Annotated in this window: 11 protein-coding genes; 4 read left to right on the forward strand and 7 right to left on the reverse strand. The window is 61.3% G+C overall.

What is annotated here, in order from left to right; translation table 11 throughout:
• Window positions 1-274: 274 nt before the first annotated feature.
• The 4 genes from PseuLF5_RS10980 to PseuLF5_RS10995 all read right to left on the reverse strand — a co-directional run bounded on the left by PseuLF5_RS10980 (window position 275) and on the right by PseuLF5_RS10995 (window position 5,267).
• Window positions 275-1,945, reverse strand: a complete 1,671-nt coding sequence (locus tag PseuLF5_RS10980; protein WP_340133506.1) for a bifunctional protein-serine/threonine kinase/phosphatase — start codon at window positions 1,943-1,945, stop codon at window positions 275-277.
• Between the two features lie 7 nt (window positions 1,946-1,952).
• Window positions 1,953-3,164 (reverse strand): nitrate/nitrite transporter, encoded by a 1,212-nt coding sequence (locus PseuLF5_RS10985; protein WP_340133508.1) that lies wholly within the window; start codon window positions 3,162-3,164, stop codon window positions 1,953-1,955.
• A 300-nt stretch (window positions 3,165-3,464) separates the two neighbouring features.
• Window positions 3,465-4,040: an ANTAR domain-containing response regulator gene (locus PseuLF5_RS10990; RefSeq protein WP_123463618.1), complete on the reverse strand. Its 576-nt coding sequence runs from the start codon at window positions 4,038-4,040 to the stop codon at window positions 3,465-3,467.
• Window positions 4,041-4,055: 15 nt separating this feature from the next.
• Window positions 4,056-5,267 carry a CmpA/NrtA family ABC transporter substrate-binding protein gene (locus PseuLF5_RS10995; protein ID WP_340133509.1) on the reverse strand — a complete coding sequence of 404 codons (1,212 nt, stop codon included), beginning with the start codon at window positions 5,265-5,267 and terminating at the stop codon, window positions 4,056-4,058.
• Between the two features lie 225 nt (window positions 5,268-5,492).
• On the opposite strand from PseuLF5_RS10995, the gene PseuLF5_RS11000 reads away from it, so the two are divergent.
• The gene (locus tag PseuLF5_RS11000; protein WP_336347721.1) at window positions 5,493-6,512 is read left to right on the forward strand and encodes a quinone-dependent dihydroorotate dehydrogenase; all 1,020 of its coding nucleotides are present in this window, start codon (window positions 5,493-5,495) and stop codon (window positions 6,510-6,512) included.
• Between the two features lie 176 nt (window positions 6,513-6,688).
• On the opposite strand, the gene rmf is transcribed toward PseuLF5_RS11000, so the two are convergent.
• Window positions 6,689-6,904, reverse strand: a complete 216-nt coding sequence (gene rmf, locus PseuLF5_RS11005; protein ID WP_003223300.1) for a ribosome modulation factor — start codon at window positions 6,902-6,904, stop codon at window positions 6,689-6,691.
• Between the two features lie 530 nt (window positions 6,905-7,434).
• On the opposite strand from rmf, the gene rlmKL reads away from it, so the two are divergent.
• Together rlmKL and PseuLF5_RS11015 are read left to right on the forward strand one after the other, a co-directional pair.
• Entirely contained in the window at window positions 7,435-9,705 is a 2,271-nt protein-coding gene (rlmKL, locus tag PseuLF5_RS11010; protein WP_123463612.1) for a bifunctional 23S rRNA (guanine(2069)-N(7))-methyltransferase RlmK/23S rRNA (guanine(2445)-N(2))-methyltransferase RlmL, read from the forward strand.
• Window positions 9,706-9,850: 145 nt separating this feature from the next.
• The gene (locus PseuLF5_RS11015; protein WP_340133510.1) at window positions 9,851-12,232 is read left to right on the forward strand and encodes a sensor domain-containing diguanylate cyclase; all 2,382 of its coding nucleotides are present in this window, start codon (window positions 9,851-9,853) and stop codon (window positions 12,230-12,232) included.
• A gap of 140 nt (window positions 12,233-12,372) precedes the next feature.
• Here PseuLF5_RS11015 and dacB read toward each other — a convergent pair whose 3' ends face one another.
• Window positions 12,373-13,833, reverse strand: a complete 1,461-nt coding sequence (dacB, locus tag PseuLF5_RS11020) for a D-alanyl-D-alanine carboxypeptidase/D-alanyl-D-alanine endopeptidase (protein WP_222833329.1) — start codon at window positions 13,831-13,833, stop codon at window positions 12,373-12,375.
• 234 nt (window positions 13,834-14,067) lie between these two features.
• Here dacB and PseuLF5_RS11025 point away from each other — a divergent pair, with 234 nt between their 5' ends.
• Entirely contained in the window at window positions 14,068-14,412 is a 345-nt protein-coding gene (locus PseuLF5_RS11025; RefSeq protein WP_340133512.1) for a YggL family protein, read from the forward strand.
• Window positions 14,413-14,668: 256 nt separating this feature from the next.
• Here the strand turns inward: PseuLF5_RS11025 and PseuLF5_RS11030 are convergent, their stop codons facing one another.
• Complete coding sequence (locus PseuLF5_RS11030; protein WP_322374098.1) at window positions 14,669-15,859, reverse strand: benzoate/H(+) symporter BenE family transporter; 1,191 nt, start codon at window positions 15,857-15,859, stop codon at window positions 14,669-14,671.
• Between the last annotated feature and the right edge of the window lie 76 nt (window positions 15,860-15,935).

Raw genomic sequence — 15,935 nt, forward strand, 5'->3', positions numbered from 1 at the left:
GTCGTTGAAGGCTGGGCTTTATGTGTGTGCTGAATGGGGTAATGCAGTGGTTGTGCCAAGTGGGGACGGTGGCGGGTTTATTGGGGGTGACGGATTTTGAGGATGGTTTTTTTGCACTGATTCGAAGCGGGTTGCTCGTTCGTGGGGCATTCAGGCAGTTGAATTTGTGGTGATTGGGCGGGCGCCTTCGCGAGCAAGCTCGCTCCCACAGGGGGCTGTGGTGTTCACAAATCCCCTGTGGGAGCGAGCTTGCTCGCGAATGGCGCGATGCGGTTCAACTGTGAAACAACAAAACTAGCAGCACCAGATTCCCAAGCAAAGCCACCAATGCCATCGTCCGCCAGACCTTCAGCGGCTCCCGCTCCAATAACGGTCGAGGACGCACGCTCAAACTCCGCCGCTCGCCCTGTTCCAACACCAGCAACCACTCTTCAGCCGTTTCAAAACGCTGCTGCGGATCAGCCGCCACCCCGCGCTCCAGACTCTGCGCCAACCATTCCGGCAGATCCGGCCGATAACGACTGGCGCTTACCGGCACGCCAAAGCGCGGCCGCTGAAACGCCTCAATCTCGCCATAGGGAAAATGCCCGGTGAGCAGGAAATACAGGGTCACGCCGACCGCATACAAATCCTGCTGCACACTCGGCGGATCACCGCAAAACGCTTCCGGGGCGATGTAACTTGGGGTTCCGGGCAGCGTTGACGGCGCGTCTTCGGACAAGCCCGGGCAATACGCCAAACCAAAATCCAGCAGACGTAACTCACCGTCGTCACCCCAATGCAGGTTTTCCGGTTTGATGTCCCGGTGCACAATCTGCCGTCGATGCAAAAGCCCCACCGTGCGCAGCAGGCGCTCGGCAATATCCTGCCACTGCGCCAGCGGCAATGGGCCGTACTGCTGAAACAGCTGCGCCAGCGTCGTCCCGGAATATTCCCGCATCACGTAGTACAAATGCTGACGCTGCTGGCAGGCATGGACTTCAGGAAAGTGCCGGCCGGCCACACGTTTCAGGAACCACTCCTCGGACAGCAGCGCTTGCCCGGCGTGAGGATCATCGGCGCTGCGCGACGGCAGGGTTTTCAGCAACCACGTCTGGCCTTGTCCATCGACAACCCGATACAGCAGCGATTGCTGACTCTGAGCGACAATCCCCTGAACCTGCCAGCCTTCGAAGGATTGGCCAGGTTTCAGCGGCGGCGGCAGGGGCCATTGCTGCAGATGAATCAGCGCATCGCCGATATTCGCTTCACCCAGCGCATCGACGCGCACCAGCAATGCACTGGCATTGTCCTGGCTCCCCGCCAGATGCGCGGCATTGACCAGTGTTTGCGCGGCGCTGCGCAGATCCGGCTGATCACGCAGAATCGCTGCAATCGCGGTATCGCCCAGCGTTGACCAGACACCGTCACTGAGCAGCACAAAGCTTTCACCGTCACGCAGCTCTCCGTCGAGAAAATCCAGCACCAGATGCTGATCCAGCCCCAGCGCGCGCTTGAGCACGTGCTGCATACCCGGCTGATCCCAGACGTGATCTTCAGAGATTCGCTGCAAACTATCGCCGTGCCAGCGATACACCCGGCAATCTCCAACGTGGGCGAGGGTAAAACGCCGACCACGCATGACCACAGCACTGACGGTGGTGAGCAAGGGTTGGCCACCGCCATTGGCCTGCAGCCAACGATTTTGCGCGAGCAGCAGGCGATCCAGCGCTTGTGCCACGCTCCAGGTTTCCGGTGTGGCGTAGTAGTCGAGCGCCAGCGCCTGCAAGGTCGAACGCGCAGCCAGTCCGCCATCGGCACACTGGCTGACGCCATCAGCGATAGCGAACAGATAACCCTTGCTCGCCGCCAGCGCCGGAGCGGGCGTGACCAGACGCAAAGCGTCCTGATTCTCCGCACGCGGCCCGGTGGCGCTGGCTTCGGCAAAACTCAGTTGCAGGGCCATCGACGCCTCAGACCCGCGCCGCCGTCACGGCTGCCGAACCCCAGGTGGTTCTCCAGCGACGCTTGACCCCGTGCAGGCCAAACCACGCCAGTACGCCGAGGCTGGCGAACAACCACAGGGCCAGTTGATAGCTGCCGGTGCTCTGTTTGATCGCGCCCATGCCGGCGGCCAAGGCAAATCCGCCGATACCGCCGGCCATGCCGATCAACCCGGTCATCACGCCGATCTCCAGATGAAAACGCTGCGGCACCAGTTGGAACACTGCGCCGTTGCCTGCCCCTAAACCGAGCATGGTGCAGACGAAAAGTGCCAGCGCGGCGTAGGAACTTGGCAGGTTAAACCCGACGGCAGCGATGCAGACGGCAGCGACGGTGTACATCGCCAGCAAGGTGCGGATGCCGCCGAAGCGATCCGCCAGCGCGCCACCCAGCGGCCGCATCAAACTGCCACCGAATACGCAGGCCGCGGTGTAGTAACCCGCCGTGACCGGGCTCAGGCCGTATTGGTCGTTGAAGTAGCCGGGCAGGGCGCTGGCCAGGCCGATGAAACCGCCGAAGGTGACGCTGTAGAAAAACATGAACCACCAGCTATCGCGGTCGCCCAAGGCTTTGAAGTAGTCAGCCATGGCTTTGGCTTTCGGCCGCTCAGGGGCGTTCTTCGCCAGCCAGGCGAACAGCACCAGTGTCAGTATCAGCGGGATCAAGGCGAAACCGAACACATTGCTCCAGCCAAACGAAGCCGCCAGCACCGGTGCAATCAGCGCGGCGAACACGGTGCCAGAGTTGCCTGCACCGGCAATTCCCATGGCTTTGCCCTGATGCTGCGGCGGATACCACTGCGACGCCAATGGCAGGGCCACAGCGAACGACGCACCGGCCATGCCGAGGAACAGACCCAGCAGCAGAGCCTGTTCGTAACTGTGGATACCGAGTTTCCACGCACCGAACAGTGCGCAGATCACGATGACCTGGCCGATCAGACCGGCAGTTTTCGGTGACAGACGATCAGCCAGCATGCCCATCGCAAAGCGCAGCACCGCCCCGGCCAGAATCGGCGTCGCCACCACAAGACCGCGTTGTTGCGTGGTCAGGTGCAGGTCGGCGGCGATTTGCACCGCCAGCGGGCCGAGCAGGTACCAGACCATGAAACTCAGGTCGAAATACAGGAAGGCCGCGAACAGGGTCGGGGTATGGCCGGATTTCCAGAAGCTTGAATTCATCGCGCACCTCAGCTGAAAAGAGTCTCGATAGGAGTCACAGCAGGTGGGGCGCCACCACGGCCGCACCACCGGCCCCGGGCTGTGGGGCCAAAACGCAAAAAACGCCGCTACCTGTTTCGCCATGAGGGGCAAACGGGTGAGCGACGTCTTTGTCGTGGGTGGGGCAACCGCCGTTGGTTACCTGTGCGTTTTACTTAGCGAGATTTGTGCCAACAGGTGAAAGATCAAAAGCCCCTCACCCTAGCCCTCTCCCTCCGGGAGAGGGCTAGGGTGAGGGGCTTTTCAAGCAGCCAGAGCTTATCAGCCAAGCAACTCACTCATGGCAATGATCTGCTCCGCCACCTGAATCAGCTTCTGCTGCCGGCTCATGGCCTGGCGGCGCATCAGGGTGTAGGCCTCTTCCTCATTGCAATCCTTCATCTTCATCAGCAACCCCTTGGCCAGCTCGATGCGCTTGCGCTCGGCCAGTTGCTGGTCGCGCGCCTGCAGTTGCGCACGCAAGGCCTGATCGCTTTCGAAGCGCGCCATGGCCACATCCAGAATCGGCTGCAAGCGTTGTGCGTGAATGCCTTCGACGATGTAGGCGCTGACCCCGGACCTGATCGCCTGACGCATCACCCCCGGATCATGTTCATCGGTAAACATCACGATCGGCCTGGGCTGGTCGCGGCTGACCAGCACCACTTGTTCCATGACATCGCGGCCGGGTGACTCGGTATCGATCAGGATTACGTCCGGGCGCACCGTTTCGACGCGGGCCGGCAGGTCGATGGTCAGACCGGATTCGTCGATCACTTCGAAACCGGCTTCAGTCAGCGCGGCTTTCAGGCGCCCGACTTTTTTCGCCGTGTCGTTGATCAGCAGAATGCGCAACATGTTGGCGGTCTCCTGTCAGCGGCGGGCGAGTAGGGGAGCGTCATCGCTCAGGGCGTGCAGCTTGAAGCTGCGGGCGAAACCGGCCGGATCGCTGCCGTCCCAGACCTTGCCGTCGAGCAACTGGCTGCTGCGCATGTCGGTGCCCCACGCGGCGACGCCGACAGCGGTGGCGGCGTCGCGGTAGATATCCAGTTGCTGAACCTGGCGGGCGACGGCAAGGTAATCCGGGTCTTCGCGCAGCAGGCCCCAGCGGCGGAACTGGGTCATGAACCACATACCGTCCGACAGATACGGCAGATTCACCTCGCCGTTGCCGTGAAAACGCAGCGCGTGCGGATCCTGCCAGCGATTGCCGAGGCCATCGGCGTAATCACCGAGAAAACGCGGTTCGATGCACGAAAGCGGAGCGTCCAGATATTCCGGCGCGCTGAGCAATTGTGCGGTGCTGCGGCGGTTTTCCGGACTTTCTTCGATAAAGCGGCTGGCTTCCAGGACCGCCATCACCAGCGCCCGCGCGGTATTCGGGTACTGCTCGACAAATTCACGGGTGCAGCCAAGGACTTTTTCCGGGTGATCGGGCCAGATGCTCTGGCTGGTCGCCATCGTGAAACCGAGATCCTGCTGCACCGCGCTGGCTGCCCACGGTTCGCCGACGCAAAATCCGTCGATGCGCCCGGCCTGCAAGTGCGCAACCATTTGCGGCGGCGGCACCACCACACTGTCGACATCCTGCAACGGGTGAATGCCCTGGCTCGCCAGCCAATAGTAGAGCCACATGGCATGGGTGCCGGTGGGAAACGTCTGGGCGAAGGTCAGTTTTGCGCGGCTTTGGTGCACGTGGCGATCCAGCGCTTCAGGACTGATCACGCCGAGGTTTTGCAGACCGTGGGAAAGGTTGAGGCTCTGACCGTTCTGGTTCAGGCCCATCAACACCGCCATGTCCGTCGAAGCGACGCCGCCGATGCCCAGATGGACGGCGTAGATCAGGCCGTAAAGGCTATGGGCGGCGTCGAGTTCACCGCTGACCAGTTTGTCGCGCAGATTGGCCCACGACGTCTGGCGTTTGAGGTTGAGGATCAGGCCATAAGGCTGGGCGAAGCCCTGAGTGGCAGCGACGACGACCGAGGCGCAATCGCTCAGGGCCATGAAACCGAGGTCGATCGCGCTTTTTTCCGGGGCATCACTGCCATTGACCCAGGCCAGCGGCCCGACGGACGAATCATTCATAAAAAGCCACCTTGAAAAAAAACGCCGTCCCGGGCTTTTGCACAGGCAAAAACCGAGGACGACGCCATTGTCCTGAGCCGCACGCCGTCGTTGGCTTGCAGGCTGATACCGGGGAAAGGTGCAAGGCATATGCCACTCGTGGCGATTTGCGCGTGCGCCTCGCGCGCCGGGGTGTTGCCCGGCTATAATCGCCGCCTCTTTTCGCCGCCCGAGTCATCGCCGCCCATGTACACCCTGGCCCGTCAGCTGTTGTTCAAACTTTCCCCGGAAACCTCTCACGATCTGTCGCTGGATCTGATCGGCGCGGGTGGGCGTCTGGGGCTCAACGGCATGCTGTGCAAGAAGCCGGCGCACGTGCCGGTGACGGTCATGGGCCTGGACTTCCCGAACCCGGTGGGTCTGGCGGCCGGTCTGGACAAGAACGGCGCGGCCATCGACGGCTTTGCGCAACTGGGCTTCGGGTTTGTCGAAATCGGCACCGTGACCCCGCGTCCGCAGCCGGGCAATCCGAAACCGCGAATCTTCCGCCTGCCGGAAGCCGAGGCGATCATCAACCGTATGGGCTTCAACAACCTCGGTGTGGATAACCTGCTGGCGCGGGTCGCTGCAGCCAAATACAAGGGCGTGCTGGGGATCAACATCGGCAAGAACTTCGACACCCCGGTCGAGCGCGCGGTGGACGATTACCTGATCTGCCTGGACAAGGTGTATGCCCATGCCAGTTATGTCACGGTCAACGTCAGCTCGCCGAACACCCCGGGCCTGCGCAGCCTGCAGTTCGGTGATTCGCTCAAGCAGTTGCTGGCGGATCTGGCGACGCGTCGCGCCGAGCTGGCCCTGCGCCACGGCAAGCATGTGCCGCTGGCGATCAAGATTGCTCCGGACATGACCGATGAAGAGACCGCGCAAGTGGCTCAGGCGCTGATCGAGACCGGTATGGACGCGGTGATCGCCACCAACACCACCCTGAGCCGCGTCGGCGTCGAAGGCATGGAGCACGGTGACGAGGCGGGCGGTCTGTCTGGCGCCCCGGTGCGTGACAAGAGCACCCACACCGTGAAGGTGCTGGCGGCGGAACTGGGTGGCCGGTTGCCGATCATCGCGGCCGGCGGCATTACTGAAGGCAAGCATGCGGCCGAGAAGATTACGGCGGGTGCGAGCCTGGTGCAGATTTATTCGGGCTTCATCTATAAAGGCCCGGCGCTGATCCGCGAATCGGTCGACGCCATCGCCGCCCTGCGCTGATCCAATTGTGGGAGCGAGCTTGCTCGCTCCCACAGGTGTGTGCAGCACAAATAATGTGACAGGCATAAAAAAGGGCTCCTCGAAGGAGCCCCTGGGCCGTAGCCCGCCGTCCGGGAAGGACGTGCATGGTAAGTCGCTAGAAATTCAGATTGTCGTGTTGCAGTCAGTGCCCTGTGTCAGCCAACGGCGTGAAGTTCGTTGAGTCTGTGGATTCCCGCAGTGCCGGTCATACCGTCCCAGTTGTCGCCGCGTCCTTCTCGCCAGCCGTTGATCCAGGCTTGGCGTACCGACGGTAGAGTAAATGGGCAAAGCTCACGGGATTTGCCACCAACGCCATATTGATATCCGCGCAAAAATGCTCTTTCCAACGGATCACGCTTAAGTCTTCTCATAGGGTGTTTCCCTCACTTGTTGACTGTTTGTGTCGCGTTGACCTCAACCGAGGTCTGGCAGAAAACTCTGCCGGGGTGCGGCTCGCTGCCGGCGTGGCGAGCCAAGGTGTTGACGCCGTTGCGACGTCAACCTGTGGTCAGTTCTAACCAATGAGTCACACCGAGGGAATGATCGTTTTGTCATAAGGACGTAACGAAAATAGTGCTACAGCCATAAGTAACGACGGGTTTCATGAACGTTTTTTCAGCAAACCCCGGTATGATCGGCTCCGCGGCGGATGGTGGGGTTAATCCTTTAGTGAGAATGACCCACGTTTGCGCTAGGTTAATAAGCGACGAAGGGTCGCTTTAAGACTTTTTGTTTCATCAACTTTTTTATCTGTCCCGGCATCTAAGCTCCTTTAACCCGAGCAGCGGGGATGGAACGGCACACCATCGTGCCACGCGGGCGCTCTTTTAGAAAAGCGCCTGATTGAAAACCGGATCGGCAATGCGTTGCCGATTCACTAGCCAAAGGCTCTGGAAATACCATGTCCGACCGTTTCGAACTCTTCCTCACTTGCCCTAAAGGCCTTGAAGGCCTGCTCATCGAGGAAGCCGTCGGGCTTGGCCTTGAAGAAGCGCGCGAGCACACTTCCGCCGTGCGTGGCATGGCGAGCATGGAAACCGCTTATCGCCTGTGCCTTTGGTCGCGTCTGGCCAACCGCGTGTTGCTGGTGCTCAAGCGTTTCCCGATGAAGGACGCCGAAGACCTGTATCACGGCGTGCTCGACATCGACTGGCAGGATCACATGCTGGCCGACGGCACCCTGGCTGTCGAATTCAGCGGCCACGGCTCGGGTATCGACAACACCCACTTCGGTGCCCTCAAAGTCAAAGACGCCATCGTCGACAAACTGCGCACCCCGCAGGGCGATCGCCCGAGCATCGACAAGCTCAACCCGGACTTGCGCATTCACCTGCGTCTGGATCGCGGCGAAGCGATCCTCTCCCTCGACCTCTCCGGCCACAGCCTGCACCAGCGCGGTTACCGCTTGCAGCAGGGCGCGGCGCCGCTGAAGGAAAACCTCGCCGCGGCGATTCTGATCCGTTCCGGCTGGCCACGCATTGCGGCCGAAGGCGGCGCGCTGGCTGACCCGATGTGCGGTGTCGGTACGTTCCTGGTCGAGGCCGGCATGATCGCCGCCGACATGGCGCCGAACCTGCGCCGCGAGCAGTGGGGCTTCACCGCTTGGCTGGGTCACGTCCCGGCGCTGTGGAAAAAGCTCCATGAAGAAGCCGTCGAGCGTGCCGCTGCCGGTCTGGCCAAGCCACCGCTGTGGATTCGCGGCTACGAAGCCGACCCGCGTCTGATTCAGCCGGGCCGCAACAACGTTGAGCGCGCCGGTCTGAGCGAGTGGATCAAGATCTACCAGGGCGAAGTCGCGACCTTTGAGCCGCGTCCGGACCAGAACCAGAAAGGTCTGGTGATCTGCAACCCGCCGTACGGCGAGCGTCTGGGTGACGAAGCCAGTCTGTTGTACCTCTACCAGAACCTCGGCGAGCGCCTGCGTCAGGCCTGCCTGAACTGGGAAGCCGCGGTGTTCACCGGCGCGCCGGACCTGGGCAAGCGCATGGGCATCCGCAGCCACAAACAGTATTCGTTCTGGAACGGCGCGCTGCCGTGCAAGCTGCTGCTGATCAAGGTGCTGCCGGATCAGTTCGTCACTGGCGAGCGTCGTACCCCGGAGCAGCGTCAGGCCGAGCGCGAACAAGCGGCTTACGACCAGACCCCGGACGAGCCGCAAGAGCGCAAGTTCAACAAGAACGGCAACCCGATCAAACCGACGCCCGCTCCGGCCCCGGTGATCGAGCAGCCGCGCTTGAGTGAGGGCGGGCAGATGTTTGCCAACCGCCTGCAAAAGAATCTCAAGGCGATGAGCAAGTGGGTCAAGCGCGAAGGCATCGACTGCTACCGCGTCTATGATGCCGACATGCCGGAATACGCCATGGCCATCGACCTGTATCACGACTGGGTGCACGTGCAGGAATACGCCGCGCCGAAGTCGATCGACCCGGAAAAAGCCTCGGCGCGCATGTTCGACGCCCTGGCAGCGATCCCGCAGGCGCTGAATGTCGACAAGAGCCGCGTGGTGGTCAAACGCCGCGAGCGCCAGAGTGGCACCAAGCAGTACGAGCGTCAGGCGGCGCAGGGCAAGTTCAATGAGGTGAGCGAAGGCGGTGTGAAGTTGCTGGTCAATCTCACTGACTACCTCGACACCGGCCTGTTCCTCGACCACCGGCCGATGCGCATGCGCATTCAGAAAGAGGCCGCCGGCAAACGCTTCCTCAATCTGTTCTGCTACACCGCGACCGCCAGTGTGCATGCGGCCAAGGGCGGCGCACGCAGCACCACCAGCGTCGACCTGTCGAAAACCTACCTCGACTGGGCGCGCCGCAACCTGTCGCTGAACGGTTTCTCTGACAAGAACCGTCTGGAGCAGGGCGATGTGATGGCGTGGCTGGAAAGCAGCCGCGACGAGTACGACCTGATCTTCATTGATCCGCCGACCTTCTCCAACTCCAAGCGCATGGAAGGCATCTTCGACGTGCAGCGTGATCAGGTGCAGTTGATCGACCTGGCGATGGCGCGTCTGGCAACCGGGGGCGTGCTGTATTTCTCCAACAACTTCCGCAAGTTCCAGTTGGAGGAAAACCTGACCGAGCGCTATGCGGTCGAGGAAATCAGCGCCCAAACCATTGATCCGGATTTCGCCCGCAACACCAAGATCCACCGCGCCTGGAAAATCACGGCTCGTTGACACTTGCCAAAGTTGGATCCACAGAGCCTTGATTTTTAAAGGCTCTTGGATCCGTTCAGTGCTAGCCAAATTAATGGCTAATAGCTATAACTCAACTCATGGCCAATGGGGTTTCCCCGGAACACTGGCGTAGTGAGTTGCCTTTATGTCGTTGCACCCCGTGCGCCCAAAGATCCTGGGTTTTATCAGCGAAGACGTCTCGGCCTGGCTGGTCGCGCTGCTGGTATTGCTCGCCGGCGGGATTCTCACGGGGCTGCTCGCCTGGGCCACCCTCAACCAGTTCCATCAGCAATTGCGTCAGCGTTTTCAACTGCTGGCCAATGAACGTTACAGCCGCATCGAAGAGCGCTTTCAGGATCAGGAGCAACGCCTGGATGGCCTGCGCCGTTTCTTCGCCAACTCCGAGTCGGTGTCCCGCGCCGAATTCGACGGTTATACCCGCCCTCTGTTGCTGCGCACCCAGGCCTATTCGTTTGCCCTGCGGGTCAGCGGTGCCGAGCGCGCCGCGTTCGAGCAGCGCGTGCGTGACGAAGGCCTGAGCACGTTTACCATCCGCGAACTTAATGCCCAGGGCGAGTTGCAACTGGCTGCGATCCGCGACGAATACGTGCCGGTGCTGTACAGCCAGACCCAGAGCCGTCTCGGCTCGCCGTTGGGCTACGATTTGCTGGCCCAGCCGCTGCGCCGCGACACCTTGCAGCGCGCGGACAAGCTCGCCAGTCTGGCGGTGTCGCAACCGATGCATCTGGTCAGCATCGAGCCGTCTTACGCCCGCGGCGTGCTGCTGGTGGCGCCGGTGAGCCGCGAGGGCCAGCCGCGACCGTTCGGCTACGCGATGGCCGTGATCAGCATGCGCCAGTTGCTGGCCGACGGCTTGCCGGATGCGTCTCATGACTACCTGTCGGTGCGCATCCTCGATCTGTCAGTCACTGATCAGCATGAGGTGCTGTTCGAATCGACCAACGAGCCGGCGGCCAGCGATTTGTCGGCCACCCGTTTGCTGCGCATGGCCGATCATGATTACCAGGTGGACATCCTGCCGAGCGAAGCCTTTATGCAGGCCAACCATTCGTCGGTCGGCAGCGTGGTGATTCTCGGTGGTTTGCTCAGCCTGCTGCTCAGCGCCTTGCTGTATGTGCTGGTCAGCCAGCGCCAGCGTGCCTTGCGCATGGTCCAGTTGCGCACCCAGGAATTGCACGAGCGCGAACAGGAGTTGCGCGGCACCCACGGCCAGTTGCGCGGGGTGTTGAACGCCGCGACCCAGGTGGCAATCATCGCCACCGACCTGCGCGGGGTGATCAACACCTTCAATCCCGGCGCCGAGCAGATGCTCGGTTACAGCAGTGCCGATGTCGTCGGCCACATGACTCTGGAAAACCTGCACTTGCCGCGCGAGTTGAGTGCGCGGGCGGCGGAATTGAGCGCGCGTTATGGCAAAAGCATTCCTACCTGCCATGCGATGTTGGTCGAGGGCGGTGAAGTCGGTGGCCACGAAGCACGCGAATGGACGCTGGTGCGCAGCGATGGCAGTCATCTACCGGTGAACATGCTCGCCACCCCGGTACTGGATGAGCAGGGCTTGTGGGTCGGCCATCTGGCGATTTGCATCGACATCACCGAGCGCAAGCGTGTGCACGAAGTGCTGGCGGCGCGGGACGTGTTGCTGAAGAAACTCAGCGCCCACGTGCCCGGCGGCATTTATCAATTCAAGATGGAATTCGACGGGCGTTTCAGCGTGATCTACGCCAGCGACGGCATCCGTGAGATCTACGAGCTGGAACCCGACGTGTTGCTGTTCAATGCCGAGGCAATCTTCACGCGTATTCATCCGCAGGACGTCACCCGCGTACGCACCTCGATTCGTGCCTCGGCGGACAGCCTCAGCCCGTGGCGCGAGGAGTATCGCGTGCAATTACCCGAGCGCGGCCTGCGTTGGGTGCGCGGCGAGGCGACCCCGGAGGAACTGCCGGGCGGCGGCGTGTTGTGGCACGGCTACATCTCGGATATCTCCGACCTGAAGCGGGTGGAGGAAGAATTGCGTGCGCTGTCGGTAACCGACTCGCTGACCGGGATTCACAACCGGCGCTATTTCCAGGAGCGCCTGACCACTGAAATGGCTCGCGTCGAACGGGGCGGCGGTGAGTTGTCGGTGATCATGCTCGACATCGACCATTTCAAGCGCATCAACGATCAGTATGGCCACGCCATGGGCGACCGGGTGTTACAAGCGGTGTGCGAGCGCATTGGTCATCGCCTGCGGCGTACCGATGTGTTTTGCCGCTTGGGCGGCGAAGAGTTCATGGTGCTCTGTCCGGACATCGACGGTGAGCATGCGTACATGCTGGCGGTGGAGTTGTGGCAAGGCTTGCGCAGTGCGCCGGTGGATGTGGTCGGGGTGGTGACGGCGAGTTTCGGCATCGCCAGCTGGCGGCCGGGGGAGGGCGCGGATGCGTTGCTGCTGCGCGCGGATTCGGGGGTGTATATGGCAAAGCAGCGCGGGCGCGATCGCGTCGAGCAGATGAGTTAGGCCGCGACGCAGTTCCCCTGTGGGAGCGAGCTTGCTCGCGAAGGCGGCGTGTCAGTCGCCAAAAATACTGACTGAACTGACGCCTTCGCGAGCAAGCTCGCTCCCACAAAATCTAAAGATCGCAGCCTGCTTTGGGCGGCTTAGAGGGCCGAAGCGGTCTGCGGCAGTTTCGGTTGCTTGTACAGATCCAGCAGCACCTGATCCAGCACCGACGATGCGCCAAACGGCGCCTTGTCGTTGAGGATCGCCACCACCGCCCAGGTATTGCCATTGACGTCGCGGCTGAAGCCGGCAATTGCACGCACGGTGTTCAGGGTGCCGGTCTTGACGTGGGCTTCGCCGCGCATCGCTGTGGTTTTCAGGCGTTTGCGCATGGTGCCATCGGTGCCGGCGATCGGCATCGAGCTGATGTACTCGGCGGCATACGGGCTGTGCCACGCCGCTTGCAGCATGTTCGCCATCTCGCGGGCGCTGACGCGTTCGGCACGGGACAGGCCGGAACCGTTCTCCATCACCAGATGCGGCGCGGTAATGCCTTTCTTCGCCAGCCACTGACGTACTACGCGCTGCGCGGCTTTGGCGTCATCACCGTCGGCATCGTTGCGAAAGCGCTGACCGAGGCTCAGGAACAGTTGCTGGGCCATGGTGTTGTTACTGTACTTGTTGATGTCGCGGATGATTTCCGCCAGATCCGGCGAGTACGCACGAGCCAGCAGTTTGGCGTTGCCTGGCGTCGCGCCGAGACGATCCTTGCCTTGAATGCTGCCGCCCAGTTCTTTCCAGATCGCGCGCACGGCGCCGGCGGTGTAAGTCGCGTGGTCGAGCAGCGACAGGTAGGTCTGTGAGTTGCAGCCTTCGCCCAACTGGCCGGCCACGGTCACGTTGACGCTGCCATCGGCCTGCGTCACCGGGTTGTAGCGCACGCCGCCGGTGCATTGCTTGGAGGGCAGGGCCTTGACGGTGTTTTCGATATGGATGCTGGCAATCGGCGGTTCCACCGAAATCAGTACCCGACCACCGTCATTGCGCGCGACGAAGCGCAGGGCCTTGAGGTTGACCAGCAGCGAGTCGGGCTTGACCAGAAACGGTTTGTTCTCGTCGTTGCCGTCGTCGTTGAACTCGGGCAGTTGTGGCTGGATGAAGAAGCTGCGGTCGAGGATCAGATCGCCGGTGATCTGGGTCACGCCGTTGGCGCGCAGGTCGCGCATCAGCAGCCAGAGTTTTTCCATGTTCAGTTTCGGATCGCCGCCACCCTTGAGGTAGAGGTTGCCGTTGAGGATGCCGCCGCTGAGGTTGCCGTCGGTGTAGAACTCGGTTTTCCACTGATGGTTGGGGCCGAGCATTTCCAGCGCCGCGTAGGTGGTGACCAGTTTCATGGTCGAGGCCGGGTTGACCGACACGTCGGCGTTGTACACGGTCGGGTTGCCTGGGCCGTCGAGCGGGATCATCACCAGCGACAGCGCGCTTGGCTGCAATTTACTGGCCTTGAGGGCTTTTTCGACGTTGGGGGTGAGGGCGGTATTAAGGGTGGCGGCGGAAACAGGCAGGGCCAGCGGCAGAAGAAGGCCGGCGAGAAACAGTGGACGCAACGATTTGATCATATGAAATAAAACCCTGCAGAAGAGGGGAAAAATAACGAGGACATGGATGAAAAAGCCCTCAGTGGTCATGAAAGTGTCGGCATTATGCCCCAAGGTTCTACAGCTTGTGCCTTGTCCGGGCCGGCCAATACGTTATTTTTTTACAGGCGGTCGGCTTCAGGGGCCAGAGAGTCGGGCAATCGACGCCTTAAACTGGTAAAGTGCCGGCCGTTAATACTTAAGAGGATTGTTCCAATGGCGACTAACCGTTCCCAGCGTCTGCGCAAAAAACTGTGCGTTGATGAATTTCAAGAGCTGGGTTTCGAACTGAACCTGGACTTCAAAGAAGACTTGTCCGAAGAAGCCATTGACGCTTTCCTCGAAGCCTTCATCAAAGAAGCCATGGAAGCCAATGGTCTGGGTTACGTTGGTGGCGACGACTTCGGTCTGGTATGCCTGCAGAAGCGTGGCTCGGTGAACGAAGAGCAGCGTGCTGCTGTTGAAACCTGGTTGAAAGGCCGTAGCGAACTGACTGGTATGACTGTCAGCTCGCTGCTGGACGTCTGGTATCCGGAAAAGCCGATCAACCCGGCTAAGTGATACTGAAAAAAACGGCGACCTTCGGGTCGCCGTTTTTTTTCGTCTGGTGTTTGGGGGTTCGGCTTTGGTTTGGTGGTGAATCTACCCCTCACCCCAGCCCTCTCCCCCTGGAGAGGGAGCCGGTTTATGGGCTTTTCAACATTTGAGTTCAACTCGGTATCCCACGTCGGCGTATGTCTTCCAAGCACCTTGGTCAGTCCCCTCTCCCTCTGGGAGAGGGCTAGGCGGGCGGCGTTCCGATGAGGGGCTTTTGACCTTAAGCTTTACGCCAATTCAAAATCACCAACGTCAACACCCCCGCGACAATTCCCCAGAACGCCGAACCAATGGAAAACAGTGTCAGCCCCGACGCCGTGACCATAAAGGTAATCAACGCCGCTTCACGCTCCTTCACCTCGGTCATGGCAATGCTCAAACCGTTGATGATCGAGCCAAACAGCGCCAGCGCGGCGATCGACAGCACCAGTTCTTTCGGCAGCGCGGCAAACAGCGCCGCCAATGTGGCGCCAAACACCCCGGCAATCCCGTAGAAAATCCCGCACCACACCGCCGCGGTGTAGCGCTTGTTGCGATCCTCATGGGCGTGCGGCCCGGTGCAGATCGCGGCGCTGATCGCCGCGAGGTTGATCCCGTGGGAGCCGAATGGCGCCAGCAGCAGCGAGGCGATGCCGGTGCTGGTGATCAGTGGCGAGGCCGGCACGTTGTAGCCGTCGGCGCGCAGCACGGCGATGCCGGGCATGTTCTGCGAGGTCATCGCCACCACGAACAGCGGAATGCCAATGCTGATGGTCGCCGCCAGCGAGAAGTGCGGCGTGGTCCACACCGGTGTCGCCACCTCCAGATGAAAAGCGCTGAAGTCCAGCAGCCCCATGAACCCGGACAGCGCTGTACCGATCAGCAGGGCGGCGAGCACGGCGTAACGCGGCGACAGGCGTTTGACCAGCAGGTAAGTGAAGAACATCCCCAGCACCAGAGCGGTGCGGTGTTGCGCGGCGACGAAGATTTCGCTGCCGATCTTGAACAGAATCCCTGCCAGCAACGCCGCCGCCAGCGAAGCCGGAATCTTTTTCACCAGGCGTTCGAAGCTGCCGGTCAGCCCGCAAATCGTCACCAGCACCGCGCAGGTGATGTAGGCGCCGATGGCCTCGCCATACGTGACGCCGCCCAGGCTGGTGATCAGCAGGGCCGCGCCCGGGGTCGACCAGGCGATGGTGATCGGCGTGCGATAACGCAGCGACAGGCCGATGGAGCACACCGCCATGCCGATCGAGATCGCCCAGATCCACGACGAGATTTGCCCGCTGCTCAGGCCGGCCGCTTGCCCGGCCTGAAACATCAGCACCAGTGAACTGGTGTAACCGGTCATCATCGCGATAAAACCGGCGACGATGGCCGAGGGCGAAGTGTCGGCCAGAGGGCGCAGCCGGGTGTAGGTGGCGTCGTTCATGACGGCGGTGTTCCTTATACAGATGAAGATGTCCCCTTTGACGCAATCCCTACAGGGAATTGTGTGCTGAAGGCGG

Origin of the sequence: Pseudomonas sp. LF-5, assembly GCF_037626295.1 — a bacterium.
Lineage (GTDB): Bacteria > Pseudomonadota > Gammaproteobacteria > Pseudomonadales > Pseudomonadaceae > Aquipseudomonas > Aquipseudomonas monsensis.